Origin of the sequence: Paenibacillus alvei DSM 29 (assembly GCF_000293805.1) — a bacterium.
In the GTDB taxonomy this organism is placed as follows: Bacteria; Bacillota; Bacilli; order Paenibacillales; family Paenibacillaceae; genus Paenibacillus_B; species Paenibacillus_B alvei.
In genome coordinates this window covers 307,706-333,845 of record NZ_AMBZ01000006.1, presented here as the reverse complement: position 1 = coordinate 333,845, position 26,140 = coordinate 307,706, and the positions used below count along the sequence as shown (strand labels likewise).

The window sequence follows — 26,140 nt, the reverse complement described above, 5'->3', positions numbered from 1 at the left end:
CTATGCTGGATTAGGGCTTGTACCGTTTCCATTCGTGTGATATTCGATTTCCTTCAGCAGTTGGAACAGAGCAGGTAAATCCTTTAATTTGCTAATATCCACCGTGATATTCAGCTTTTCAATATTTGTGCCGCTATCCTTTTCCTTCAGCGTAGAATTACTTTCAGAGCGTTCAGAGAGGATTTCACGAAGAGGGATCTTCTTCACTTCGCCACCCGACAAGTTCATGTCACCGAACGCCTTGTCTGCCATGTCAGCAGGAATCTCCTGTGACTGCTCCATCCCTGTACCGATGGTTTCGAATACACGGCGACCTGAGAGCGTCAGCTGTGAGAGCGGACCTTCATGAGCATCCGAGAATGGTAGGAGTTCACGAACCCAAGATAGACCATCTTTGACTATCTCGTATGGCTTAGAAATTACACTTTGGATTCCATCCGTAAAGGTCGTAATGATCTTGGAGCCAGATTCCCTAAACCAATCCATCGTACCTGTCAGGAAGTCTTTACACCATTGGACACCTGTGTTGAATACATTCTTTACGCCCCCCCATAGATTGCCGAAGAAATCAGTGATACCACTCCAAGCACCAGATATTAAATCAGGAATACCGAGAAACTCCATGAAGTCGGCCACGGCTCCGTATATCCACGATCCTAGGGAAGAGAATAGGTTCCCGATCCATTCGAATCCAGCTGCAATGCCACTAACGCAATCACTCCATAGATTCTGTAGGAAGTTCACAACAACATCCCAGTTCTGCCAGAGTAGTATCAGGATCGCTATTAAAGCAACTATTCCGAGTACAATCCAAGTTACCGGATTCGCAAGGAGTGCAGCTGTGAATGACCAGACGGACGCGATCAATCCCGGCATTGCGGTCACTGTCGTCACAATAGCCTGTCGCGCCATATTGACCATACCAAGTGCAACATTCTTAATTCCAGTAACTGCTCCCTTTGTAACTGTCCCGATTCCTCTGAAGGCGGCACGCATTCCATCACCGGCATACATGGACATGATCCTTATGGTCGTAAACATACTTCGGATATTCAATAGCGCTGTTCTTAATGATTGAAAAATACCAATTGTCTTCGTGATTATCAGTCCTACGCCGCCAATCACTCCTATAAGTGTACCTGCAGTAGCCAAAAACAGGCCGATAGTCAGGATTACAATTGAGATAACTTTCGTGAGCTCCTGGTTCTCGTCTATCCAACTAGCAATACTCGAAAGAACACCTTCTCCTTTTGACATCAGATCATTATATACAGGTATTAGGCCATTCCCGATTTTCTCTTTTAAATTCTGAACACGCTGCGTTAGCCTTGTGTATTTTTCTCCTTCGGTTTCGTTTATGGCGTTAGCCATCCCTAGGGCAACTTGCTTCCCCTTACCTAAAGAGTCATACAGCATGAGAATGTTGTTCTGAAGGTCACCTGTCTTGCCATAGAGCAAGTCGATGAGTGCAACAGCTTCATCCGTACCGAACGCCTTCTGAAGCTGCATCTTCTCAGCCGCATCCATCGTTTCGCCGAACTTCCCGCGAAGCAACGCGAGAATTTGCGGCATGGATAATAGCTGATTGTTGGCATCTGTGAACCTCAGTTCAAGTTCTTTACCGGCCTTCGCAGCTGATGCAAGGAAGGCTTTATACTTCGTACCAGCCTCGCTGCCGCTCATAGTTGCCTGAAGCATCCCCAGAATGGAGAGCTGTTCTTCTAGTGGTACATTCGCTGTTGTTGCTGATGCTCCGAGCGTTTGAATGGACTGAGCCATTCCCGAGCCCGACGTCTTGAACGCCCGTACTGAATCGGAAATTCCAGCCGAAAACATTTCAGCAAATTCGAAGTCTGACATATCCGCATAGAAGTTTTTATAAATCCCATATCCGGTAGCAAATAGACTTGTCATCTCCGCTATCGTTGCTTTCGTAGCCTTTGCCGTTAGACCGGCCATTGCAGTGTATTGGGCAACTCCTTCATCCGATAGGGATGATACACCTGATTTGATATCATAGGCAGCTGTCAAAAAGTCAGGCTTCGTGGTTCCCGCCCACTGATCTGAGAAGTTTTGGGCTGCATTTTCAAGTGCATTCAAATCCTGTATACCGAGGGAGGATAGTTCACCCAAGGCTCTTCTGGTTGCAAAGGTAGCTTCAACCGGTGCAAGGACAGAGTTTGTAATCTGAGCACCAACACCCGCCATCACTAGCCCTGTCTTCGTCATACTCCCGAAGCTTTGATTAATCTTTTCGATCCTTCCGACTGAACCATCCACCGAAGAAGACATCCTAGACATTGGACCCGATAGCTGATCTATCATCCCGACGATAACAGATAATCTAAAAATCGAATCTAGACTCACAACTCTATCTCCTCCTGTTCACATTTCCTGAATTTGGTGTTATATTGGAGAAAGTATACAAGTAAGAGGAGGTTCTCTAAATGACTGCTATTTGGTTTGCATTTTTCAGTCTTCTTATTTGCCATCTGTGCTGGTGTTGTTATTTCTGTACTTATTTCGTACCTCTTTTTATCTACGTTATTCCTTATACGCTCGTGGGTCGGGTAGTGAAAACGAAATGGGCAGACACAAAGACAAAAAGAAAGAGGGAGTTTGGAGATCGGCAAGGAACGCAACCATCTTGTATAAAAGCTGGATTCGAAGAAGCCATCCTTCTAAGAGGGTGGCTTTTCTATTCTCCGAACACTTTCACGATAGCCCTTGCCATTACGCCTTCCTCAAGCTCTTGAACATACTTCGCCTGGGCAAGCGCCCATATGAATTCTTCCATGTCCATGTCTCCAACTTCTTTCTTTAGCAGAGCAGGGGGTACAAACCGATGGATTTCTAACGCTCCGCACTCTACGAAGCTTGATTTGACCCCCTGGAGACTACTCTCTAAAGCTGCTTTAAATTTACGTCCTTAGACAATCCCAGCATGGTCAGGAGCTTTTCACCGATTGATAGAGAGAATGCTGGATACTCATCCAGATGCGATTCGAGTTGACCAGCTTGTTCTTCCACAACATTATCGAGAATGAATACCCGCATCGCTTTGGTAGGGCTCTGAGCTGTTGTCTTGATATATCTGTCATAGCTTGCTGTCTTCGGCTTGCGGAAGAAGTATTCAACTTCAATGCTAGTCAAGTCATCTTGCTCTACCGTTGCCTGAATGCGATACACTTTCCCGTATTTAGCCTTGTAAGTTTCGACGGATGTCGTTCCCGCTGTTTTTTCTGCCATAGTGTTGTTCCTCCTAAATTGTCATTTATTTTGATAATTTCGGTACGTTAGATAGGTTTGACGCCATCCCGGTCAATGCCGTTTACAATCAAGAAGTCGAGATCGACCTTCAACGCTTTATCTCCCTGGGCATTCTTGTGAGATGATTTCGTAAAGGTGACTGTGTTCAATACATCTGTTCGCGTTCGTCCGCCTCCGTCCGCATAGCTCACGACAATCTTAGGGATGACTATTTTGTACAGCCCCATGTTCTTACTCTTGCAATATTGGAGCAGATCATCGAAGTCGTCGCGCAATAGGCTGAGCTTGCCTTCAGATTTATAATTCCCCTCACCGTATCCGCGTGGGCGTTGCCCCTTGCCATATGCGACCTCTTTCTCAAGTTCGTCATCGTATGAGATTTCCTGCACGTCGAGAGTGAGTCCTGGAATAGAGATGGTTATATCTCCCCAGTCGTATACTTTGCCGTTGATTACGCTCATCTAGTTAGCGCCTCCCTTAAATGGGTTCTCCATGCCCAGGTCGATCCTGATTTCACGGATGTGACCAACCGGAACATACCGTATGATGACCTCTAATTTCTCCGTTGTCAGGATGTCTTGGCCTGCTGGAACTGTGATACGGCCAGCAGAAATTTCCTTGTTACGCACCATTTCGTCGATAGGCGTCTCGATGAACTTGGCAATTGTCTCTAGGCTGCCTTGTACATCTGTCATGTCAACCTCGCTTTGAAGATGAATAAGCGCCTCCTTGCGAGTCTGCCGAATGAGCTTGTTCTTGATTCGGACATCCTCCGCATAGCGATAGTCCGATCCTTCAGGAGCCATCATTCGGGCATTGGTTACATAAAACCCCTCAAGCCCTTCATATCGACGGAAGGTAAGAAAAGATTCCTCGTCAAGTAGGCCGATATAGTCCTCGATCCCAGCAGGTAGGAGTTCCTTCATCTTTGATTCCGGGATGCTGAAGGTCTTCGTTTCTCCAACAGATTGTTGCGGATTCGCCCGTGCGTATAGGCCGCATACGATCCCGGCATTATTGATATCTTGTGTCCGGCCATCCATCCTGGTATACCTTGAACGGGCTGACACGACTTGTAAATCATAGTTTTGCAAACCCTTGCGATCTGTGATCAATCGTTGGACGTAATCATCTATTGATTCATTTTCCTGCTGGCGTGTTGCTTCACAGACCATAAAGACAGGTCGTTTATAGACAAAATGGAATTTTTCGATTTCTTTGGTTAATGCTGCCCACAGTGGTTTAGCTGATTCTCCAACGATATGAATAAACTCAAAGGTAAAGCTGGAACTACGTAGTTTATCCAGAGCAGACAAAACGTCCTTATTTGACATTTGGGGTGCTTTAGTTGCAACTTTATACGAGTCACCAACTTTAAATGAGTTCGGTTTGTCCGTATCCGTTTCAGTAAACTTGAATGTCAATCCAGTTTCCGGTATTAACAGCTCACCTGAGGCGGGGAGGGTGAGCTCATCCGAATAGGATATGCCATCTATGGAGTATCGCAACGCAGCGGCATTCAATCCACCAGCTACAGTAATTTTGATGATGACTTCATATGCATTATTAGGCGTTCCAGTAACGGTTGCATTCCCTGTTCCTGTTCCTTCCTTCAACAACTTCCCTACCTTGCCAGGGACAGAGGGGGCGACGGTGAGGCAATACACTTTATTTGAACCAGAATCAACGCTGTCCATCGTCGCATCAGCCAGAGGGCTTGCGCCCAGCAACTCCTTAATCTTGGATGCACTCATATTTCCAGTCACGATGATAGGGACACTCGAAGTAACTGGCGATACACCTATCTTGACATGAACACCCTCGCCCTTGGCCGTTCCAATTCCCAAGCCCCCATCAGTGATTGATGTAGATACATCTCTAAGCATTTTGTTCCACCTTCTTTCCGTTGATGGAGCCGTTCAAGAAATTCTTAACGGCATCGGCATAGTCTTTCTCCGATACCTGCCTCCCAGTCTTCCACCCTTCGGCTGCCTTAACGCCGTGATAAACTGCATCACTTGTATCAAATTTGTTTTTCAGCTGCTCAATATCTATCAGCTGCGGGGATATAGCGCTGCTATCCTTAGATGCTGCCATTGCCATCCTCCTTCAACCTTTCTATATTTCGAACTTCATATTCGCCAACACGGGCGAAGTCTGTATCCTTGTATATGCCTCCAACGAATTTCACCTTCAGCTGCACCGCGATAGCAGCCTTCAGGATGCTGTCTTGCTCGGCAACCCAATCGGCTTCTTCAACCTCAATGGGTGTATAGTTGCCATTGATTACGATGCCTGAATCAAGCGATGCAAGGAATTTCTCGAAAATCTCATCAGCCTTATCTTGCTGATATTCGCCGATCACTACTACGAAGGTTATATGACGTTCGAACATCTTTCTACGCTTATGCTTATCGTTGTTGTCATCACGATATATTTTCTTATTGAATGACCTCTCAAGAATGTCACTATCGGGGATGACAGCACCGACATGACTAGACTGGTGGGCTTTGAGCTCTTTCATGGTAGTAAAAACCTTGCCTTTGATTCCAGCAGCCCCCAACTTCTGAATCAGATATTCCTTACATTGTGCAATCATGGTTATTCCTCCATAGCAGCTTCGAGCATGCTCTTGATTTCAAGCATGTCTTCTTCAGAGAGTCCAAGAAACGGACGGGCAGGTATCTTGATATTCACTTTAACTTGGCGCTTGCGAATCCATCGATCACCAAACTTGAAGATAAGTCCTTTTGATGTCTTCGCCCTAATCGTCACCTGGCGTCCTTTTTCACCGAACTGGTGCGTTCGAGCGTATACAAGGTTAGTACCGACAGCGAACCCTGAACCATCTGCGGATGATCTGATAGAGTTCTTCAGCCTCGCACTGTCGGTTAAAGTCGAGCCATTTTCCGTCGAAGCACGTATGGATGTTTCCCATGACTTACCGTCAGGATCTTTCTCTGACCTGAACCTGTCCAAGGTAGAGGTTCGCATACTTTCAGAGAGCGCCAGACTGACACCTCGTATATCAATGTTCTCCATCTGATGCAGACGCTTCATGAGACGGCGAACATCACCTTCAATTCGAATGCTGTATCCCATAATTACATTCCTCGCATGCTGTCACGAGAGAATCGCCGTGTACTGGAATAAGCAGAGAAGGCCGTATCTGCCTTCCTGGCATTGTCAGTGACGCCGATGTCGATGATACCCTTCGCAACATTCTCAAAGAATCGTATAGCTGCGTTGTAACGATTCAGATAGTTCTTTTCCCTGTCGCTTTCATTGATCCCGATACGACTGTATAAATTATATACAGCAATGTCCTTACTAAACTTGTTAATTACCTTTGGCGCTGGAGAAAAGGGGACGGGATACCTCTTCATGAGATATCCGTCAATTTCCCCACACGCATCATTGATTGCTTCTTCAATAATGGGAATGATGAACTGTTCCCGTTCAACGGGATCGTCGATGTATCTATCACCGATCAGGGCATCCAGGACATCATCCTTGATTGATCCGCGAACTTCCTCGATTGTGCAGTACATTCATGCATCATCCCTTATGGGTTAGTTGGTGGTGTAACTGGTGGCGTGTCATCCACTTCGCCTGTAGAACCATATGCCATCTGCCAGAAGCCGAATCCAGCATTCGAGCGTCCATCAACCCCGTACAAAAATTGCTTACGCATGAAGACATTCTCATCAGTGTCTCTATCCATTGCAACAAACTTAGCCTCTTTGCGTTTTTGGTAAATGAGCGGCTTCAACGGCTTTGTCGTACATAGGAGGAACCAAGCATCTGGTTGTTCAGCTAATTCTGGAACGACCAGTAACTCTGCTGTGTCCTTAAATGTATTCGTCGTTCCGTCAATCTGATCCGCGTACAGAATTTTACGTGCCATTGTCTCGTTAGCTGGAGAGACCACAAGCAAATTAGGCACAAGCTTCAGGCTCTTTCCACCTTCGTCAACAAGGGACATGATTTCGCTTCGAGCAGCAGCATAAGAACGAGGCGAAAGCTTCTTTTTCCCTTTGTTGCTGACCAGCTTATCATTTACTTTGTGTTTTTCAGAGAAAAAAGGTTGTCCATCATAGCATTTCGTACTGAACCCCTTCATCAAGAGACCGAACACCATTTCATCTGGATGGCTGGCTGTACTTTGCCCCATATCTTGAATAATCGGGTTGTACAATCCAATACTATCGTCTTCGATGTCGTTACGATCCACGCCAACCGTTAATTCAAAATCCTTATTCTTAATGGTGTAGTCAGAGGCTTGCAAGTTTTGAATCTCACGGTCTCCAATCCATTCGCGCATACGTGGCATTTTTCCAAGCCATTTGTAATTTTCTTCGCCTGTTGTCGATGGAACAAGAGTGGCAACCTTGTCCCATTGCGTTTTTGTTTCGTCAAATGCCTTCGTGAACAGGACATTAAATGCGGTATAAATACCGCGCAAAGCTTGCTGATTGACTATCATTCGATTTCCTCCTCGTTACAATTCAATAGATTACAATGTTTCTACGATGACGTAGCTGCCTTCGATCCCAATGACCTTACCGGCCACGCTAGAGCCAGTAGCGGTGGAAGTCACCGTCTCATCGTCACTGAAATAGCAATCTTTCAATACATCCTTGGCAGTTACAGCACCAGACGAAGCGTTGTTCCATTTGAAGACGCCTCGACGGACTCGAATGGTAGCTTCACCATCTGTCCCCGCCGAATTATCGACATACTCTTCAGCCCGTCCAGCTGCTAGGAGTTTATCTGCCTTTGCTCCCGGAACTGCCATGCCTGTCGCATCGACTGCAACAAGTGCGCCATCGAAAATTTTTGTGCCGCCCTTAACAGGGAGGATGAGTGTTCTGCCATCTGCATATTCCGTTGTATTACGTCCTTGTGTTAATGCCATACCTTATTCACCCCTTGTAATTGATTTAATTGATAGATTACTTACCGCCGTATTTTTGCAAGTCATCATCAGAGATGCCGAGCATTTTGCACACTGTCATGCTAACCTCATCCTGTTTCGCCGACCGCTTCCCTTCATCAGTGAAGTCGAGTTCTCCAACCGGAACCACTTGAGGAGCTTTTTCAACGAACTTTTGGAAGCCTTTCGGGTCTTTGAGAGCATACTCATCAGCCCATGCTTTTTGTGCTGCTGAAATTTTTCCTTCCTTCAGTGCCTTGGTTACGAGCTCATTAGAGTCCTTCTTATCCAGGCGTTCCTTCAGCGCCTTGAATTCTGAAATTGGGACATAACCTGAAGGATTCTTCAAGGCCATGATAGCGGCTGCCACATCTTCTGTCTTTGCATTCGAAGCGACACCAAGCAGGTCAGTGATTGTCTTATTTGCGACGATTTCTTCTTCGTCCTCTTCTTTTTTTCTTCAGTGGAATTGGCTTGCAACCCCTGAAGCTTTTGCATGATTTCCTCTTCGGTAGCATCAGCACTAAGGCCAAGCAGTTCAGCGAGTTTTTTTAGAAAATCCATCTCGTTTCCTCCTTCTTCATATTGAGTGATATCAAGCGAATTAATAATTGGATACATCCCGTCGATAGCTGGTGTGTTCGTCAGGGCGACCGAATGCAGGACAACAGCCTTTTGATCCGATTTGCGAACCAGAACGACAGGCGATAGGTAGCGATATTCCTTGTTCTTCAGATATTCCTCTGCCTTGGGCGTCCATTCGACCTTGCCAACAATGGCATCGTCCTGGAGGCTGAGCTCTTTAATCCATCCACCGGCAGGAGCTTGGATATCTTCGAGGGTCTGATGCTCGTAGTCGATAACGATATCCAAAGCCCGTCGCTGAAATGTTTCCTTGATTGCCTGAAACGATTCTTCGTCTACGATGAAGTTGCCTTTTTGCGATTTCACAAGCCCCTTCGGAAGGAGCTTGATCACGGTTGGAATACCTTGCACTTCTGAAGCCGTTCCTGAACATACAATCAGTCTTTTCAGTTTGTTCACCCCCTCGCCAAGAAAATGCCTTCTCTACTAGCGTTATAACGCGTTATAACGCGGGTCTAATATTGCTCTGCATGATTCGGTCATCCATTTCCCAAAACGTCATACAGGGCATTCTAGGAGCTTACTCTTTCGATTTGCGTTTCTCCCTGTTTTCGAATGCTTTTTTCAAGCTTTTAGGGTAGCTGCTCACATCCGGATTGAAGGCATGCTTTGCTGGATTCGTAGAGAAGCTAGGATCAGGCAAGACGTTCACATGATGACCATTCACCTGTGCTGATATCGGCGGCTCTGTCTCAACCTTCAATCCGCGCTCCTTCAATTGCCGCTCTGATAATGTCTTCACCGTACAACGGCAGCGAAAGCCGTTCGGAGGATACCAGGTATCCCATATGGGATCATCTGCTCGATATACCTTGCCGTCCATTGCTAAGTGTGATGGACGAGTCTTGCTATCTTTTACCGCATCATACATCCAGTAAGGACGCAGCTTCATCACTGTGGGTGACCTCATTTGCTGGTAATGACCAACCTGGTATGCCGTTTGGATGTTGGTGCGGAAGACGTTGTCAGCTTGGAAATTCGTTATCCCTTCATATCCCCGGCGTTCTAGGAAATCATTCATTCTATCGCGGAAATCTTTCATTGTGCGGCCTTGCTCGATAGATTCCAGCAACTCATCATGAAACTTGTTAATGATTTGAATAGACGTGTATCCCGACACTGTAAAGGCAAGACTCTTATATTCCTCTTCAAGCTTATAGAATTCACTTGCTGTCACCGGCAGCTTATCGCCAAAATACTTGACAGCTTCCTCGAATACAATGTCATCCGTGAGAAGATCAAACAGTTCTTTCATTCTCTTCGACTCTCCCCATTAGGTCGGCATAGAACATGGCTTTGTGCAACAGTTCATCCAAGTCTTTCATATCCATTTGCTGGTACAACTCTTCCGTGAATCTATCGTCTTCGAGCTGAGCCTTCACTTCTTCCAGATTGTTAGCTTTGTCAAGCATTTTGAGAATCGGAGCAAATATTTTCGCAAACACACCCGCATTCTGTTCCAGAGCGGCATCTGCTAATCGGTCTATGTTCTCCTGAGTTGAGCTGAGCTTGTTTTGATTTGTCTTGTTCACGATCAAGGCCGTATCCTTAAAGGGCATTGCGGTTGAAGAATTAGTAAGCGGCGTTGCTACTTCCTCGCCATTTTCAGGCTTCGGAACACTGAATTTCTTGTATAGATGAGAGGTTGGAATCTTCAACCCCATATCGATCAGCTTCTCGTAGATGTCAGCAGTTTCTTTCAGATCACCGGCTTCCTCGCAGTCGAAACGAAGATGGGGAATACGCCGGTCTTCCCCGAAGTTGAAATACACAAGAGGTCGTATAAGATCACGACGTAAGGTTGCGGCTAGCGCCTTACAATCAGCGACAGTCAAGTCATGTCTGACTTCATTATGCGTCTTTGACTGAGCGAAGGAGCCGCCGCCAGAATCAGAAGTCAGTGTCTGTCCAAGCACTGCCTTGGATGTTTGCTCGTCACAGTATCGTGCGAGTGATTCATAGACGTTGATCGAGGTCGTCTTCGATGCCTCTTTGAATTCGATATCCGTTCCAGTCGGGATAATGCCAGCGGCATCTGTCCCCAGTTGTACCAGTGCCCGTATGAGCGCGTTTTTCTCTTCCTCTGAGGCAGATGGATCATACTTCCCAAGACGTAGGGGCATCCCGAATACTTCGCAGAAGCTTACCCAGTCCTTCAGGTCGTAATTTTTGAACAAGTACATCCATGCGACTACTCGTAGAACTCCCGCCCTTGACGGATGACCAGAACGTGCCTTATAGCGGTGAATCACGAACTTATTGTCTGGCAGCGGTATCCCTGAAGGATGGTCTCTTGTGCTTACTTTCATGATGTCGTTGTTATCCCAAGAGAAACGCTTTGGATGTCGCCATTTGATGTCATCCACTACGGTATAGCCATCTTCAATTCCCCATATGATTTCAGAAACAGAGATGCCCTTTCCAATTGCATCGAGCAAATCCATCATGATATCCTCGAAGTTCTCCAGGCCGTCAATCTGTTCTTTTACGAACTCGGCTATCTGCTTATCCCATTCATCATCGCTAAAGGGGATGACTTCGAAGTCCAATCCCGTGACAGCATTTTTGCGTGTCTGGAGCTGAGAGAAGAGATGTGGATCTTTTTCCTCCATTTCTTCGAAAAGCTCCATTTGCTGAAGCACATCCCCCGCATCGGCTTCTCTAAAGATTTGCGCCAGTCTTACTGGAGTCAAGCCATTGGACGGATAGGTGGAATACTTATCATGTACCTGAGCGACTGCTATCTCAACCATTTCGGGACGCCTTGGAGCTGCCGCTTTCTCTTGATTCTTTCGTTTCCGTCTTGACAACTGTATTCACCTCCTAGTAGCCGCCTCGCCGGAACTTCATAGCTCGGCTAATGACTGACTTGTAATCTGTTTTATTTGATGTCTTGATGCTCAATGCAAGCCGTACCGCCATTTCAAGCCCATCGGGACCATCATCATTCTTGCCCATTGGATATTCGCGCATCTGTTGAAGCAAAGTCTTGTGTCGTCTGCTAAACTTCAGATATCCGTTCTTCACGAATGGCTGAAGGGACTCGATTCTCAACTCCTTACGCTGGACACTATGTATCTCCTCGATTGAGAGATATTCACCAGCTTCAGCGCTCTTCTGGACAAGAACATCCTTGAAGAAGTGCTGGAACTGTACTGTCTCGACGCCGAATTTACGGAATGGTCGCCTATAGTCTCGCCTGAATCGTTTCGACATCTCGATTGCATCCTCGATAATGGCATCCGGGACGCGTCTCTCGATGGATGCCTCCACTACGTACATATAGCCGCTCTTGGTGTCTTTTGCGATTGCAATAATTGAACTCGTATCACTCTTTTTGTTCTTGCCCAGGGACGGATCATTCGCTGCTACATACACGAATCTAGAGTCACTGAAATCAAGACTTAGATCGTCATCGTAATAGTCAAACCACTCTTCATTGAACGTACAGGAATCAGGATCAATCGGATCATTCTGAATTTCAGAGTTGAATGACGCTTCACCTTCTGAAATCTTGATGACCATTAGATCGTAATAAGAGAGTTTTGCTTCCCACAGCACCTCAGTGCCTTCGAGCATGTCTTCTTTGTTGTCCTCGTAAAACGTCCGTGCGTCTTCCTGTCGACGCTCATTCTCAAGGTCGGTATAAATTGCTTCCCACGCATCCCAAAGCTCTTGGTTCTTGGCGGGGTGGATGACCCCCCGATATTTGACACAGTGGTATTCAGGATTCTTCAGGACTTTGGATAGCAACGAATCGTAATGCAGAATCGTACCGATATACACAATGTCGGTATATGTGTCACCAGCCTTGGATACGGCCTTGTAAAACCAGCTCTCAAGCTTCTTGCGCTGTTCAAGTGTATTTACGTTCTCGTCATTTTCAATATCATCAAGGACGATCAAATCAGGACGCCAATTCCGGTGGCGCCGTCCCCGAATCTTCTTGCCAGAGCCAATTGCCTCGACCTTAATGTCCGTTGACGTCAACAGGACGCTACCTTTCCAGACTTTCCCTTTTAGGCTTCCGAAGTCTTCAATGATTGCCGAGTTATCTTCTAACTCTGTCTTGATATCAGTGAGAAACCCCTCAGCCTGGTCGCTGCTATCGGATAGGATAATCGGGTAATGCTTATATTCGTACAGAACCGCATGCAATGTATCCTTAAAAGTGAAGCTTGTTGATTTCGCATGACCACGAGGGGCGGCCGTACCACGACGGCAACCTTTCGCCCTAGATATCTGCTTAGCTGATGTGGTAGGGTTCATGCCTTTCATGACTCCCTGAGTCCATATGTTATCTAGTTCTTCATGAAATTTTGGCGACTCCCGAACAAAGTAATGAGGGAGATAAGCACGGCCAAAATACTCCAGGTCAATTGCCGCAAGCTGCTTGCGAAGTCCATCCTTGCCCGTGAGCTCCGCACCGTTCCGATACTCATTCAACAGTGACGCTCGATATTCGCTGTGCTGCTCATTACGCATCACATAGCTTTCAAAGAGCTGCTTCTGATACTCCTGGCTTAAAAGCTCTTCCTTGTCCAAATCGTCTTCAAGCTGCCGTAAGTAATCATCCAACTTAATCATCGGCCATCATCTTTTCCTTCGCTCTTTGCAGTACCGACTTCAATTCTCCAGCGAGTTGTGGGTCGGACTTAATGGCTGCCATCAGCTCGGACTCCATCCCTTGGAACGCAAGATCAACCTTCTTCTGCATATCCTGGCGAACGCGGTCTTTGTACACCTTCGTTCTTGAAAGTGCGACCATGACACGAGCTGCTTTATCGAGCGGCATATAGTCCCATTCTTCCTGGGCTTGTGCCATTTTCTTGGTTAGTTCTCCAGCCATGATCTGAAGGCCGCCTTCGGTATAATCAACCTCAGGGTTCTTCTTTATCATCTCGACTAGAGCTTTCGTTTGCTCTTGCGCTTCCATGAGTCGCTGCATGGTGTTACCAATCCGCAAGGCATAGCGTCCAATAGAGCTCTTGGAAACTTCGAAGCCCTGATCTTCTAGGTACTCGGATATTTCCCAGTAGGTATACCGAGTGTCCATGAGCATGGCATCTACCTGATCCTTGATGTGTACTGGGAGATCATCTATCTTTGAGCGAGTTCGATTCCTCCGTTTGCCGCTCATTAGATATCGACCCCTGGATCATCTATGGTGTTTTCAAGTAAGTCCACACCTTTGGCAGTTAGCCGTATAGACCCATCATTGCGGTACACGTTGTACGAATTGATATGCTTACCCACGAATTGGATATATCCTTTTTCCTTCAGGTAGTCCAAATGCTTGGAGATGTCAGGGGAGACAATCAAGCCATCATTGATAAGTGCGTTCGATAACTGTTTGCATAGCAACGTGTTTTGATTACCTCGTGCCAGACTCCGCATGATGTAGCCACGAATTGCCTTGTTCTGCTGGACTTGAAATTCCTTGTCTTCCAACTTCATTTCCCCCTTTCAAGCATGGTGTCATGAATCCTGTCTAGCTTCTTGTCCACATTGTTCATGGTGCGAATGTAATCCTCACGAGTGACGTAGATGAAGGGGAGATCGCTTTTCAACTCCTTAACTTCTCTCTCCAATCCAGCTACTTTGGTATCCATCTTGTCTTCCAGTTCGTCTACGCGCTTGGCCGATGATGCAATATGCTGCTTGACTTCCGACAGCGTTGTCTTCAAGAAGAATCCAATTGCACCGATACCAAGCATGATTACGGTCTGAATCACCCAAGTCCATTCCACTAGCCAGCACGCCCCTTGTCTTTGAGCTCCAGAACCTTGGATTCTATCGTATTCATGATGTACTTTTCTGTATCTCCCAGGGTATCGTGGAGTGCCTTCAAATAGTCAGGACGTAGTTGGTGAATAATTTCTGAATACGCTCGACTTGATAACTCCGTTAGTTCATTCTTTGATGCTATGCCGTTTTTTACGGATTCTCTGAGTTCCTTCGCCAATGTTTGTTCAATAGTGCTTACTGTTTTTTCAGCAATGTCGTCCAGACGTTCAATGGCTGCCTGAGCGAGAGCTCGTTGAGAATCATCTCCAAGCTTCTTCGTTTCTGCTGATAGCTTTACAGTCGCTCTTCTGATGTAATAGATTGCGTAGGACGACAACAACGCCAACCCCGCTAATACGATGTTCAAAATCATTTCGTTTATTGCGCTTTGCATGATACTTGCCTCCTTTTAGACAATAAAAAACCAGTAGGGCAAATGCCTCTACTGGTAGATTACTAAAGTTTTCTATTCTGTTCTGGAGGGGTTTCCCCGATTTTTTGCCCCTTATTTGAGTTCATCATCACTAAACAATTGGAGCTGATTTTCATCTCGTCGAGCAATGGGGTGGACGCCTTCACATATTTCCCTTATACGCCGTTCACTTAGGTCATATTTGCGAGCAAGCTGCCGATGATTATAACCATCATATTCCTCTACGATGCGCCTATCCCGAACCGGACGCAGGAAGAAGTCCATAGTAGGGATATACACATGATCCCCGCCGTTCTGACGAGCAAGCTTGATCAGATTGTCAGTGCCTATCAGTTCCGCATACTTCCGGTATGGGTCTGGGAGCATGTCCGGTGTCAGCTCTTCAATCCATTCCAACATCCGGTGGATCACCTCCTAATTATAGCAGATAATCAAAAATGTCAATGACCATTATGCGGAACGACCTTTTTCCTTCCGGCACTGGATGGTTAGCAGCCGCCAAAAATCATAACTGCCTTTCAACGTTGACATTTCCTTTTCGTAGTAGGCTGCAGCTTCCTTTGCCCATGTTGGGGGATCAATTTCTTTTTGCCCTTGCAGTTCTTTCAGCAGCTTGCTTTGTTCTTCTACTGTCTTCTTCAGCTTGTCAAACTCAGCTTTTTCTTCTCTTGTCATCGGTTCTTCGTCCTTTCTCGGTTCAGATTTGAGGTTCGATTTGACCATTTCAATGAATGAGTACCATCCTGTCCACTTCCCGCCATCGTGCATGAGCCTAGGGCATATCTTTCCTGACCAATCATAGTGACGTCTTAATCTTTCAACACCCCATCCACGTTCCTGTAGCATGTTTGCGACGAGCTGCGCTGCATTGTGGAGAGTTTTCTGGTAATTCCCGGATTCGCATATTTCAATTCCGATGCTCGTCCGATTACCGGACTTCATGCTACTGCCATCTCCTGCATGCCATGCATTTTCAGTCAATGGAATGCATTCTACTGCTTCATTTTCGTCGATTGCGATGTGAAAGGAAGCTATGCGATCATTCTTAGGATTTGTCAACCAACCGCGTTCATTTGCAGCGCTGCTCGTCGGATTTCCAGTATTGTGTATGGTAATCGTCGTCGCGTCCATTGGGTATCCAGGGCGACGATTCTTCATTGTATTTTTCGGGATGTGATCCTTACGATAGATCATCCTGCGACACTTCCTTTACGGCTTTTAATCTCTATTACTTCATTGTTCTTGATCAAATGTCTCTTCAACGAACCAAAAGAATACCAACGATGATCATGATAGGTATATTTCTGTGCTGCTGCGTCCCTGTAATATTTCTTGCTTACTTTTTTAGCACTTTCTAGTTGTTTTCTAGTGAAAAGTTGCTTCGTGATAGGTCGCATGAATCTGCGTCGTTCTTCGCAATCATCAATTATCCATGAGCCCTTAACAGTTCCATCGATATACACTGCAATGCCGTTCTTAAACGGGGTAACCCTCTCAAGAACCAATGTTACTGGGTAACCATCACAATTTAATTCCACAGGGTAGTGCAGATGTCTCAAGTTCTTTTCAACGGTTTTCCAGTCTTCAATTGTCATACTGCTTGTTGGCTTCATTTTTCCACCTCCTCAAAGTTGATCTCAAAAATATGCCGAAGCAATTGGATCGAGGATACCTTTCTATCCATCGGCTGCTTACGAAGTTGATTCGCTAGACTCTCCAAGCTGACCGCCATCGTGCCAGCAGTAGGAAATGCCTTGGAGAAGTGGACGAAGCAGCGATTCGGATCGGGTTGGGCTGCAATTAACACTGGTTCTGGCTTCGGTTTACGCTTAGTCATTCGCTTCTCCTTTGCCACTTTTCTTGATAATAACGACATGATTAGTCTATCTGTACCATTCGCCACCCTTTTTAAGATACTTACCGTTGTAACCAATTTGTGGGGCAAGAATGGCAACATCATTTCCGCTATAATGTCTAGGCTTCATTGCATCGAGTCGCTTACGCTCCGCTTCTAGTTGCTCTGGAGTCAATGTGTAAGAATTAACTTTCTTGTAGTCAGTCATAGAACCACACCTTTCACCTGAACAGTTCCTTAAATCGGTAATCTAAGGCAAGTGGATCTTCACCATCATTCAGGAGCATCTCCCCCAGGAACTTCTTGCCCTTAGGACTTACCGTTCGTTCAAATAAACGTCCAGCCGTAGCCTTTGATAGAAATCCAATCAATTCAGCGAAGTATTCGCTGGTGTAGACAATAGGGAGTTGCTTGCGGTAACGATAATCGACAATACCGTAAAACTCTTTGATCCATGTGTCTTTTTGGCTCTCTTTGCATATGTCGTCTACAACCAGCAATTCACAGTTGTATATGCGTTGGCGAATCTCTTCAACCATATAAGATTCATCCGTGTTGTAATAAGAAAACCATTCTGTAAAGCTCTGTACCCAATTAAAAAAGAGGGGGTACACATCGTACTTGATTAGAGGGGCAACCGCTGCCGTAACCAGGTGAGTCTTCCCACTTCCAGAAGTGCCCAAAATTCCAAACCAAGGGACACCCTTCAGGCTTTTTGCATTCTTGATACGATAGATCAATCCGTCCGAATATTCACGCGCTAGCTCATATGAGTTAATGACACGCTGATCCAGGTCACTCAAATCAAAATTGTCAAATGTTTTGAGAAGAGCATCTTCGCCCATGTTAGTGGATTTCATGACGCGCTTCAGTTTTTTACGCTGCATACACAGGCATTGACGTGCCACGTTTCGTATGGGGTCTAAAATGACGCCCTCGTCCCGGCACTCCTGGCACTCATAAGCCAGCGAGCTTTCTTCTGAAGGCTTCTTCGGCGCTGATATCGCGTTTGCCCTGGCTGCTTGAAGGCTTCTGAACAGATCGGCTACGCTCTCTTTCGACTTTCGCATGGACAGCACCACCTTTCAGGAGATTGCGAAGGATGCCCCGCGTGTAGTTCTCCTTGATATTCGGATACTTCTCCATGTGTATGGAGAGCGCCCTGATGACAAGAGTAGGCTCATACTTAGCCCAATATTCGTATTCGCGCTGCTTGATGCCTTCAGAAATCTTGCCTGTGCTACGAGTGAAACGTATAGCATCCCAATATGCTTCGATGACTTGCCGTTGTGCTGGTGAATACCGTTCAAGAGCGTCCGACATCGGCTTTCACTCCTTCCCGTTGTTTCATTGCTTTTAGAGCCTCGATGACCCGGCTAGCTTGGTTGGGTGAGAGGTAGCTCGTATGGCTGACGCCTTGTTGCTTCTCTATGAAACCGCGAAGCCTACGAGGATCAGTGTTCCATCCTAATTCTTTCGCCAACTTGTTAATTTGCCATATCTGGTTAGGAGTCGCTCGCGTGGATGGCTTGCCTTTGCCGAGTAGTTGATTCAGCCTATCAATTACTTTGATGCCTTGGGACTTATTTAATGCTTTGATGCTATTTGATCCCGTAACTGAATGTACCAAGTCATGCAGTTCGTCATTATTGATTTGGGCTTGCTTGGCAAGCCCAAATATGTTCTTCATCTGCGGATAGGTGATCTTATCCATGAGTGTCCGTCTCCTCACGTATCTTTGTTGATCTCTAGCCCCACACTGATGCTGTCTTCCACATATACCGCGTTTCTGATGATGTCAGTTTGCTCCTTGGATAGTTGACCGAAGAAACGTTCAACGAGCTCGCCATTCTTAACCATTCTGATTGCATCGAGCTCTTCTTCAAGCTCACCAGTCACACCAACACTCTCCAGGAGCTGCTTGTCCTTCAGGTATTCACCTTTGAGCTTCTTCTTTAATGCTTTGATTACATCCTCACCGAGCCCAAGCCCACTGATGATGCTCTCGATAGTAACATCCGTAGTGTACTCAGCCTTATAGAGAGCAATAAGAGCCATCTTGAATCGTGAGTCTGTTTCATACTTGACTTCTTGTCTGCGACTGACCTTCGACAGAGCTACTTCACCGAGTACGTCAATAAGGTTGTCATAGTTGTCGACTTCGAATTTTTCCTTGTATACTACGTTGAAGCGACCGTTCTCACCAGTGATCTGGAAGAAGGAAAGGTTCTTGTTATCCATCTCTGCATAGGCCGCTGTGGTGAGTTCTGCCTTGATGGAATCCATCTGCTTCTTGCATTTCTTCATCTGTTGTTCCAGGGCGATTGCCTCGTCAACTTTCTGTGCAAGTGTTGAGCTCATTCAGCAGCAGCTCCTTCAAAAGCATTCGCAAATCTTCGTTCTGAGACATCTGCATCCATGTTTTGCACACAGCAGGAGCATATGAAACGACCATAGAATATAATCAATTCCTTCTCCGATTTGCAGAACATACAGCTCCCATGTGTTCGCTGAAGAAAAATTGTTCCATCCTCGCCATCAACCGAGATACTAAATTTTTCACCATCTGACAGCCCATATTCCCTGCGAAGCGCTGCTGGGAACGTGATGGAACCGCTCTTGCTTAGTCTCTTGCTGAATTCTTTCATTTGCGTTCCTCCTTGTATATTTAATTGACGCCCCGGTATAAACCAGGGCGATGTTGCGCTAACTTATGAAACCGCTGCATCAGGATGGGCTTCATGGAATGCACTAACGAATTTTCCGTCAGAGATAAGGAATCCATAATGCAATTCGTGATAGAGGCGATTCACTTCTTCTAGCGTCATCGTTTCCCCCATCTCATCTCTCATGTCAGCTAATGCCTTTTGGTAGGAAGGTCTTGCATGAATGTATTTACTATGGATGTTATAATCTGGCGAATCATTCAATGTGATGTGAACTTCCTCTTCAGTGAGACCAGATACAATTGCTGCTGGTGTCACTGGAATGGGCAAGCATACATGTTGCAGCAGACTGAACAAGCGAACGACAGGATCGGATGGGTTCGAATATCTTTTCATCATCTGTACCTCCTACAGCATCATCATATTGCTAGCCTGGGTGATTATCTCCGAAGTAATCAGGGGAGCAGATGCTTCACCAGAAGGTTCGGAATTCCGCATATTCAATACTCGAAGAATGTTGTTTACTGTCCGGTCGAGTAATCGGAAACATCCGTTCTTATTGTTAGTCGCCCGGGTTACAAGCTCTTGAACAGCATCTTCCTCAATATTGAAGTTTCCGAGATATTTGCGTACCTCGTTGGACGATAGCCCTTTCAGAGCAACGTAGAAGTCAACACGGTTCGCAAACCGATTTATAAATCCCTTGATTAGTGCTTCCAGCTTTGGCTCCCCGGCAATGATCATTCCAACATCGGATTGATCGAATATACCGCGCAATATTTCCATCTTCTTTTGACTGTATTTGCTGACCAGTTTGTCCGCCTCATCAATGATGAGCAAGTATCCAGGATTGCAATTAAAAAATTCACGAATGCCGTTTACACGCTCCCAGATTGATCCGTATCCATTGGGTAATCCGAGAGCCTTTTCGATAGCTTTGACCAGATCGCGTTGTCCCATTGTGTCGTCGCATTCGATATAAGCAACCTTCGGGGAACGAGCATAATACTTGAGCGTATGCGTTTTTCCGTATCCTGATTTCCCTACGATGATACCTAGAGCAGTGAAGGATTGACAGGACTGACACGCTCCTATGATAGCTGTAGCGTCCCGGCTCTCGACGAATTGGGGCTTTGACAGTGTCATGATTGTCCGTTCACTAGTTGCTGCTACTTCTCCACCACGGGAAGATATGAAGCTTGATATTGCTTGTTCGATGTCAGTCGGATCAGAAGGGTACTTTCCATTGATATATTGAGAGAGTGCTGGACGAGAGTAATTGATTTCTCTAGCCAGTTCCGTGATTGTCATCCCGTTTTTATCCATCATGCCCTTTAGTTGTATCGCCAGGGTTGTAGGCGTTTCGCCTTGAATCGAATAGAGCGCTGCGGCTGCCACATTAATTCCTCCTCATTATCCAAGTTTGCGAAGCTCTGCGAGGGCTTTCTCCGCTTGCTTCTGTAGGAAGTCATCTGTTTCGTTACTACTTGCCTTTATCGTCTTTCGAGAACGAAGTTCGTCCTTGAACTGTTTGTCATCCGGTAATGCGACCAGCTTCGAAGAGCCTTGCTTCTGTGTTGGAGTATCGTTCTTGAAGATAAAACCAGCCACATCATTGCCATAGCCCTGATATTGCGGATCGCGTTCTTCAAGCGGCGTTGTGTAGTACGCCAGTTCGTCCTTTGTCTGCCGTAGCTGACGCTTCTGCATCTTCAAGTGATCTTCCAGTGCCTTTTGAGGCATCTTCGGGGCAATGAGCAGTAATTCTTGGCTGAATGCTTCACAAATTTTGTCCCCATCCGTTGTATATACATAGAGCTTGGTCACATCGTTCTGATCCCATTTGATATCTACCTTGTCACCGATATAATGACAGAGCTCATCAGCGCGATATTCATAACCGAACTTCTTAATTCCGATGTTCCGAACCAGTACACGCTCAGCTTTCATCATCAAGATGGTTGCGTATGACTTCGGCGGCGGCGCTTTCTCATAACGTTCTGCTAGCTGGAATACCCCTAGTGGCGTACGCCACTTGTCGCCTTGTTCCTTCAGTCCACTGTGATATGTACGGTGATACTCGTCGCGCCACTCGCACCAAAGGCTATAGAACTCATCGAGTGTCAATAGTTCATCACGTTCCAGCATCTTCGGAATATCCTTATTGACCTTGGCTGCTGTCTTGGAACCAGTGAGCGTACCCGTGTAGCTACCGAGCCATTTTTCAAACTTACTGATCAAAGTACCGAAAAAACGTTCAATTTGTGCCTTCGACCAAGGCTGATATGGGAGGCTTCGCATGTCATCCTTGATGCCGATGCTACGGTAGAAGCCTTTCGTTTCACTGTCAAAGCTGACGCGCTCATTACGTTTGCGTCCGGTCATTGCTTCAGCCGTGTAATCTTTCCCATTATCAATTAACAACCATTCAGGAACGCCGCCAATTTCTCCATAAATCATGTTCAGTAATGATTGCTTCAAGACTTGCGAGTTCGCTTTGACACAAATGACGTCACCAACGATGCAGCGGCTGCGGGTATCGAGCCAGGCAACGAGTTGAGGACGAATCGCCTTGGATTTTCCGTTCGGGTAGGTATACTTCACCCAAACATCGAATGTATGCTCGTCACCTTGTACAAGCCCCATAACCGGCAATGCCTTAATGTTGCGTGACGCTTTTACCATTCGCTGATTTTTGAATTCACGCATCCCTTTTCCAGCTAGTAACCGGGCATTTTTGCCGCGCTTCACATCCATCAAATATCCAATATATCGAGCAACTGTTGGGTATGATGGGATGTCCCAACAGTTCATTGATCCTATCTTCATGAGTTTTCCGTATAACATTTCAATCGTTCCGTTGTTACTTGCGAATACTGGTTCAAACCACAGGTTTTCTATGAATGCTCTTACCTCGGGTGTAAGCGAAGGAAAAGTATGCTTCTGTTTGGGCTTTCGACAGAGCGCCAGCACCTTAAAAAAGTCATAGTCCTTTCCATCTTGTTTGCTCATCTTTAGCGCCCAAGCACTCGCTTCTAAATAGCTTTGGGAATGCCGGTAAAGAGTTCGTTGACTCATGCCGTTTGCTTCAGCAATATTAGCAGCGAATTCAGTACGATCACGGTCGCTGTAATTTAAAAACTCACGAATAACCTTCGTTAACTCAACCGCCTCATAATATGAATTGCTATATTTATCAATGTACTGGGCAGGATCGACATCGACGTACCACGGAATTTCTTTTTCATTAACATGTTCATTGATGACCATATCTGCTCCGTCAATACCTATGACATGCTTATATGCTTGTTGGGCCTTCTTGCTAAGCGTAGACAGGGCAACAAGTACACGTTCTTTACCACCATTCTCCGTGGCTTCCTTCTTAGCATTGAATGCTTCTGGAGATCGCTGTGCTTTTTTCTTGATTGCTTCGTAGCTCATGCCTTCAAATCCGGCAGCTTCTTGTAGGGTGATGTATATTTCCGACAAGTTTGTTCCTCCTTCCCAAGCGAACGCGTTCATGCTACAATGAAGGAGTTAATGTTCATAATGGGATTAAATGAGGGCGTCTACCGTGGAAGGGTGGGACGCTCTCTTGTTGTTTTATCAACCCCATCGAGTAATATCCTCCTTGTATGTCTGCGTTTCTCCATAAATAACTCTAGGCTGTTCGACTGAGCTCATGGGAATCCATTCCGAGAGCTTCGGCAATTTTCGGTATGTACGTTTTCCCTGAACGCTCCCCAACCAAGATCAGGTAGATATAATTACTGCTTGTTCCAATTTCGCAAGCAAGCTGATACTGCGTTTTCCCCATTTCCATGAGTCTAGTTTTGATGATGACGCCGAGTGGCGATAGTTGTCGTTTCTTCATATGTCTTCACCTGCTTCAATTCGTTCTCTGAGAACTTCACGTCTACCAACTTCTCGACCGATTAAGCGTTGCAGATTACGATTAGCAGCAATTTTTGCACTGTACTCCACCACGACACGATGCAATTGTTCAATAAGTTCATGTTCATGAGCTTCCAACATGTCTCCATAAGTGTCGAGGGCGCTCTCTTGTGCCGCGGTTACAATGACTTCATTTCCAGTGGCATCAAAATTCACATTTCCTAGTAGTTCACGTGCAATCAAATTTGTGGATTCCATCTGCTCCTTTAACGTATTGCTTAATCTTGTACTCAAGTTTTTTCCTCCTTTCCTCGTAAAATGTAAATCCACATATCTTTGTATATTCAGTTTTGACTTCATCTAAAGGCACTATTGTGCTAATTCCCTCAATCGTGAACTGAGAGATATGGTCTTGCATATTTAGTTGTGACTTCATTCAAAGGCACTATTGTGCCGATTCCCTCAATCGTGAACCGAGGGATATGGCATTGCATATTCAGTTTTGACTTCATCCAAAGGCACTATTGTGCCGATTCCCTCAATCGTGAACTGAGGGGTATGGCATTGCATATTCAGTTTCGACTTCATCCAAAGGCACTATTGTGCCGATTCCCTCAATCGTGAACTGAGGGGTATGGCATTGCATATTCAGTTTCGACTTCATCCAAAGGCACTATTGTGCTGATTCCCTCAATCGTAGACTGGGAGATATGGTCTTGCATATTTAGTTTTAACTTCCAGAGTTTTCGTCTGTTTTCGACTCGTAATGTGTGGTAATCTTTTGATAGGATTTTCTATCTATCTATCATATTACCACAATTGTGAACTATGTCAATGATTATTTCCTCATTCGAGGTAATTAATGCCTGAGATATTCTCATTTGTTTAACTAATAGGAGGTGCGTTACCTTGAAAGAAAACCTTACTTTTACAGGAGTTGGAGAAAGAATCACTCTAAGGATGAAAGAATTGAAGCTCACTCAAAAAGATGTATACAGCGCAACAGGCTTTTCAAAGACCACAATGAGCAATTACGTCAATGGAAAAAGGCTCCCGAATACAACAGAGTTATATCAACTCGCAAAATTCTTATCTGTACCTATGGAATGGCTTCTTACGGGTGAAGGGATTACCACAAATGAAAACCTAAGTTCTCAGCAGAGTGCTTGTAGTATTTCATCTGAAGATATTGATCTGTTGGCTAAGTTTCATCAACTGGGGCAAAAAGAAAAGTGGAAACTGGAAGAACGCATCGAGGTTTTACTAGAACTGACAGGAAAGAAATCTGTCAGCTCCAGTAAACAACTGAAATCACAAACCTTGACGAATGGAGACGGAAGAGAAGAGGCAGCAGCTAAGCTGGCTTAATTTTTCGCCCTAAATGATAGATAGATTTTTCTATCTTTTTTGTCCCTTTGCTTATTAATAATTTTCGTAGTACAAAAATCACTCTAATCCGCGCCACGACTTCAATGGGACACGTTTTATTAATTTTGTCCAGAATGTCCCTTTGCTCCACAAGCTATTTTTGTTATTTTTGGTCGTCATTTTGATTTCCAATAACGCGAGAACAATCCCATCGTTAATCTCCGAAGCCTTGCCGCAATAGGTTTTCGCGATTTTATCACACCTGACGTAACACTGAATAACGAATAAGTAACGCTCGTTATAACGTTACATACCCGGTTATAGCATCCTGTCTGTGGTATTAATTGCGATACAACACAAAAAAACGCCGACAACCTTTGTGGAGCAAGGCTTCCGCGCTTTTTTTGATTTTTTTCACACTATCTGACCGATTTTTTCTATACTCATCATCTCTGTCACACTTATTTTGATTCAATCCCACCTAATCCCTAGTCATATCGGTGTTTCCCACGTTTTCTCGGTTCTTTTTTGTCCCTTATATCTTTGTCATTTATTCTGAGAGAGTACACATTGTTTTAATAGGGACGGCAACCCATGTTGAAGAAGCGGTTAGTCTTGAAGCTGCAGGAGTTGATATGATTGTGGCACAGGGCAGTGAGGCAGGGGGCCATCGTGGGACATTTGCGGGGGATCCCCATTCTTCCTTAGTTGGGACATTAGCGTTAGTGCCGCTAATCGTCGATCATGTAGCAACACCTGTTATTGCTGCAGGTGGGATCATGGACGGGCGGGGGATTGCTGCTGTTATGGCTCTCGGAGCACAAGCAGCCCAATTAGGTAGTGCATTCCTACTGTGCAAGGAAAGCGGCGTACATCCTGCCTATCAAGAAGCGATTTGTTCTTCTGACGAACGCAGTACAGTTATTACGAAAACCATTTCAGGCAAACCTGCCAGAGGTATACGCAATGAACTAATTCATAGATTGGAGTCGTGTTTAGCTTCCATTCCAGCATATCCAATTATGAATGAGTTGACGAGGAGTGTTAGACAGGCAGCCGCACGTAACAGTGATCCTCAATATATGTCGTTATGGGCAGGGCAAGCTGCCCGAATGGGGGAAATTACAGGTGCAGGTGATAAGATGGAGCAGTTGGTAAAGCAATGGAGATTGGTTGTGAACGCGATGAAAATGGAATAAAAATTGTACGCATGTAATATGAAAATAATGGACGAAAATATGCTGAAAAATTTGCGAAAATGCGGGAGATTAAGCAATATCGGCATA

General features: G+C 45.5%; 36 protein-coding genes. 2 read left to right on the top strand and 34 right to left on the bottom strand.

Annotated elements, in window-relative coordinates; genetic code table 11:
* The 34 genes from PAV_RS20825 to PAV_RS20660 all read right to left on the bottom strand — a co-directional run bounded on the left by PAV_RS20825 (position 1) and on the right by PAV_RS20660 (position 23,780).
* Positions 1 to 2,367, bottom strand: a complete 2,367-nt coding sequence (locus PAV_RS20825; protein WP_005549587.1) for a phage tail tape measure protein — start codon at positions 2,365 to 2,367, stop codon at positions 1 to 3.
* Positions 2,368 to 2,904: 537 nt separating this feature from the next.
* Positions 2,905 to 3,249: a DUF6848 family protein gene (locus PAV_RS20815; RefSeq protein WP_005549585.1), complete on the bottom strand. Its 345-nt coding sequence runs from the start codon at positions 3,247 to 3,249 to the stop codon at positions 2,905 to 2,907.
* A 47-nt stretch (positions 3,250 to 3,296) separates the two neighbouring features.
* Complete coding sequence (locus PAV_RS20810) at positions 3,297 to 3,731, bottom strand: hypothetical protein (RefSeq protein WP_005549584.1); 435 nt, start codon at positions 3,729 to 3,731, stop codon at positions 3,297 to 3,299.
* On the bottom strand, positions 3,732 to 5,156 hold the full coding sequence (locus tag PAV_RS20805) for a DUF2586 domain-containing protein (protein WP_005549583.1): 1,425 nt from the start codon (positions 5,154 to 5,156) through the stop codon (positions 3,732 to 3,734).
* The gene (locus tag PAV_RS20800) at positions 5,149 to 5,367 is read right to left on the bottom strand and encodes a hypothetical protein (protein WP_005549582.1); all 219 of its coding nucleotides are present in this window, start codon (positions 5,365 to 5,367) and stop codon (positions 5,149 to 5,151) included. Before PAV_RS20800 ends, PAV_RS20805 begins: the two co-directional genes overlap by 8 nt.
* On the bottom strand, positions 5,354 to 5,869 hold the full coding sequence (locus PAV_RS20795) for a hypothetical protein (protein WP_005549580.1): 516 nt from the start codon (positions 5,867 to 5,869) through the stop codon (positions 5,354 to 5,356). The genes PAV_RS20800 and PAV_RS20795 overlap by 14 nt, the downstream gene beginning before the upstream one ends.
* A 2-nt stretch (positions 5,870 to 5,871) precedes the next feature.
* Positions 5,872 to 6,372, bottom strand: a complete 501-nt coding sequence (locus tag PAV_RS20790) for a phage virion morphogenesis protein (RefSeq protein ID WP_005549578.1) — start codon at positions 6,370 to 6,372, stop codon at positions 5,872 to 5,874.
* A 2-nt stretch (positions 6,373 to 6,374) separates the two neighbouring features.
* Positions 6,375 to 6,821 carry a gp436 family protein gene (locus PAV_RS20785; RefSeq protein ID WP_005549577.1) on the bottom strand — a complete coding sequence of 149 codons (447 nt, stop codon included), beginning with the start codon at positions 6,819 to 6,821 and terminating at the stop codon, positions 6,375 to 6,377.
* A 14-nt stretch (positions 6,822 to 6,835) separates the two neighbouring features.
* Positions 6,836 to 7,756 (bottom strand): Mu-like prophage major head subunit gpT family protein, encoded by a 921-nt coding sequence (locus PAV_RS20780; RefSeq protein ID WP_005549574.1) that lies wholly within the window; start codon positions 7,754 to 7,756, stop codon positions 6,836 to 6,838.
* A gap of 30 nt (positions 7,757 to 7,786) precedes the next feature.
* Positions 7,787 to 8,188, bottom strand: a complete 402-nt coding sequence (locus PAV_RS20775) for a hypothetical protein (RefSeq protein WP_005549572.1) — start codon at positions 8,186 to 8,188, stop codon at positions 7,787 to 7,789.
* Positions 8,189 to 8,225: 37 nt separating this feature from the next.
* The gene (locus PAV_RS36960) at positions 8,226 to 8,576 is read right to left on the bottom strand and encodes a phage protease (RefSeq protein WP_274517673.1); all 351 of its coding nucleotides are present in this window, start codon (positions 8,574 to 8,576) and stop codon (positions 8,226 to 8,228) included.
* Positions 8,552 to 9,250 carry a phage protease gene (locus PAV_RS36955; protein ID WP_274517672.1) on the bottom strand — a complete coding sequence of 233 codons (699 nt, stop codon included), beginning with the start codon at positions 9,248 to 9,250 and terminating at the stop codon, positions 8,552 to 8,554. Before PAV_RS36955 ends, PAV_RS36960 begins: the two co-directional genes overlap by 25 nt.
* Before the next feature lie 121 nt (positions 9,251 to 9,371).
* A complete protein-coding gene (locus PAV_RS20765; protein ID WP_005549567.1) occupies positions 9,372 to 10,106 on the bottom strand; it encodes a phage head morphogenesis protein in 735 nt (244 codons plus the stop codon).
* Positions 10,090 to 11,661 carry a DUF935 domain-containing protein gene (locus tag PAV_RS20760; protein ID WP_005549566.1) on the bottom strand — a complete coding sequence of 524 codons (1,572 nt, stop codon included), beginning with the start codon at positions 11,659 to 11,661 and terminating at the stop codon, positions 10,090 to 10,092. The genes PAV_RS20765 and PAV_RS20760 overlap by 17 nt, the downstream gene beginning before the upstream one ends.
* Before the next feature lie 13 nt (positions 11,662 to 11,674).
* On the bottom strand, positions 11,675 to 13,438 hold the full coding sequence (gene terL, locus PAV_RS20755; RefSeq protein WP_005549560.1) for a phage terminase large subunit: 1,764 nt from the start codon (positions 13,436 to 13,438) through the stop codon (positions 11,675 to 11,677).
* A complete protein-coding gene (locus PAV_RS20750; protein WP_005549558.1) occupies positions 13,431 to 13,991 on the bottom strand; it encodes a phage protein Gp27 family protein in 561 nt (186 codons plus the stop codon). The genes terL and PAV_RS20750 overlap by 8 nt, the downstream gene beginning before the upstream one ends.
* Positions 13,991 to 14,308, bottom strand: coding sequence for a hypothetical protein (locus tag PAV_RS20745; RefSeq protein WP_005549556.1), 318 nt, complete (start codon positions 14,306 to 14,308; stop codon positions 13,991 to 13,993). The genes PAV_RS20750 and PAV_RS20745 overlap by 1 nt, the downstream gene beginning before the upstream one ends.
* Positions 14,305 to 14,601, bottom strand: a complete 297-nt coding sequence (locus PAV_RS20740; protein WP_005549555.1) for a hypothetical protein — start codon at positions 14,599 to 14,601, stop codon at positions 14,305 to 14,307. The genes PAV_RS20745 and PAV_RS20740 overlap by 4 nt, the downstream gene beginning before the upstream one ends.
* Positions 14,601 to 15,032 carry a hypothetical protein gene (locus tag PAV_RS20735; RefSeq protein WP_005549554.1) on the bottom strand — a complete coding sequence of 144 codons (432 nt, stop codon included), beginning with the start codon at positions 15,030 to 15,032 and terminating at the stop codon, positions 14,601 to 14,603. The genes PAV_RS20740 and PAV_RS20735 overlap by 1 nt, the downstream gene beginning before the upstream one ends.
* A gap of 111 nt (positions 15,033 to 15,143) precedes the next feature.
* Entirely contained in the window at positions 15,144 to 15,470 is a 327-nt protein-coding gene (locus tag PAV_RS20730) for a Mor transcription activator family protein (RefSeq protein WP_005549553.1), read from the bottom strand.
* A gap of 51 nt (positions 15,471 to 15,521) precedes the next feature.
* Entirely contained in the window at positions 15,522 to 16,265 is a 744-nt protein-coding gene (locus PAV_RS20725) for a peptidoglycan recognition protein family protein (RefSeq protein ID WP_005549552.1), read from the bottom strand.
* Positions 16,262 to 16,684, bottom strand: a complete 423-nt coding sequence (locus tag PAV_RS20720; RefSeq protein WP_005549551.1) for a hypothetical protein — start codon at positions 16,682 to 16,684, stop codon at positions 16,262 to 16,264. Before PAV_RS20720 ends, PAV_RS20725 begins: the two co-directional genes overlap by 4 nt.
* Complete coding sequence (locus PAV_RS20715) at positions 16,681 to 16,908, bottom strand: hypothetical protein (protein ID WP_005549548.1); 228 nt, start codon at positions 16,906 to 16,908, stop codon at positions 16,681 to 16,683. The genes PAV_RS20720 and PAV_RS20715 overlap by 4 nt, the downstream gene beginning before the upstream one ends.
* Positions 16,909 to 16,954: 46 nt before the next feature.
* A complete protein-coding gene (locus tag PAV_RS20710; RefSeq protein ID WP_005549547.1) occupies positions 16,955 to 17,134 on the bottom strand; it encodes a hypothetical protein in 180 nt (59 codons plus the stop codon).
* Between the two features lie 13 nt (positions 17,135 to 17,147).
* Positions 17,148 to 17,996 carry an ATP-binding protein gene (locus tag PAV_RS20705; RefSeq protein WP_040736360.1) on the bottom strand — a complete coding sequence of 283 codons (849 nt, stop codon included), beginning with the start codon at positions 17,994 to 17,996 and terminating at the stop codon, positions 17,148 to 17,150.
* On the bottom strand, positions 17,884 to 18,249 hold the full coding sequence (locus PAV_RS20700) for a hypothetical protein (RefSeq protein WP_005549545.1): 366 nt from the start codon (positions 18,247 to 18,249) through the stop codon (positions 17,884 to 17,886). The genes PAV_RS20705 and PAV_RS20700 overlap by 113 nt, the downstream gene beginning before the upstream one ends.
* A complete protein-coding gene (locus PAV_RS20695) occupies positions 18,233 to 18,640 on the bottom strand; it encodes a regulatory protein GemA (protein ID WP_005549544.1) in 408 nt (135 codons plus the stop codon). Before PAV_RS20695 ends, PAV_RS20700 begins: the two co-directional genes overlap by 17 nt.
* A 14-nt stretch (positions 18,641 to 18,654) precedes the next feature.
* Entirely contained in the window at positions 18,655 to 19,287 is a 633-nt protein-coding gene (locus tag PAV_RS20690) for a hypothetical protein (protein WP_005549543.1), read from the bottom strand.
* On the bottom strand, positions 19,284 to 19,574 hold the full coding sequence (locus PAV_RS20685; protein WP_005549542.1) for an AbrB/MazE/SpoVT family DNA-binding domain-containing protein: 291 nt from the start codon (positions 19,572 to 19,574) through the stop codon (positions 19,284 to 19,286). Before PAV_RS20685 ends, PAV_RS20690 begins: the two co-directional genes overlap by 4 nt.
* 63 nt (positions 19,575 to 19,637) lie before the next feature.
* A complete protein-coding gene (locus PAV_RS20680) occupies positions 19,638 to 19,991 on the bottom strand; it encodes a hypothetical protein (RefSeq protein ID WP_005549540.1) in 354 nt (117 codons plus the stop codon).
* A gap of 9 nt (positions 19,992 to 20,000) precedes the next feature.
* Complete coding sequence (locus PAV_RS20675; RefSeq protein WP_005549538.1) at positions 20,001 to 20,990, bottom strand: AAA family ATPase; 990 nt, start codon at positions 20,988 to 20,990, stop codon at positions 20,001 to 20,003.
* 15 nt (positions 20,991 to 21,005) lie between these two features.
* Positions 21,006 to 23,081 carry a Mu transposase C-terminal domain-containing protein gene (locus tag PAV_RS20670; RefSeq protein ID WP_005549537.1) on the bottom strand — a complete coding sequence of 692 codons (2,076 nt, stop codon included), beginning with the start codon at positions 23,079 to 23,081 and terminating at the stop codon, positions 21,006 to 21,008.
* Positions 23,082 to 23,253: 172 nt separating this feature from the next.
* The gene (locus PAV_RS20665) at positions 23,254 to 23,466 is read right to left on the bottom strand and encodes a helix-turn-helix domain-containing protein (protein WP_005549535.1); all 213 of its coding nucleotides are present in this window, start codon (positions 23,464 to 23,466) and stop codon (positions 23,254 to 23,256) included.
* Entirely contained in the window at positions 23,463 to 23,780 is a 318-nt protein-coding gene (locus PAV_RS20660; RefSeq protein ID WP_005549534.1) for a hypothetical protein, read from the bottom strand. The genes PAV_RS20665 and PAV_RS20660 overlap by 4 nt, the downstream gene beginning before the upstream one ends.
* Before the next feature lie 615 nt (positions 23,781 to 24,395).
* Between PAV_RS20660 and PAV_RS32535 the strand changes: the two genes are divergently transcribed.
* Positions 24,396 to 24,854, top strand: coding sequence for a helix-turn-helix domain-containing protein (locus PAV_RS32535; RefSeq protein ID WP_005549533.1), 459 nt, complete (start codon positions 24,396 to 24,398; stop codon positions 24,852 to 24,854).
* Positions 24,855 to 25,354: 500 nt separating this feature from the next.
* Entirely contained in the window at positions 25,355 to 26,053 is a 699-nt protein-coding gene (locus PAV_RS20650) for an NAD(P)H-dependent flavin oxidoreductase (RefSeq protein ID WP_238555874.1), read from the top strand.
* Positions 26,054 to 26,140: the final 87 nt, after the last annotated feature.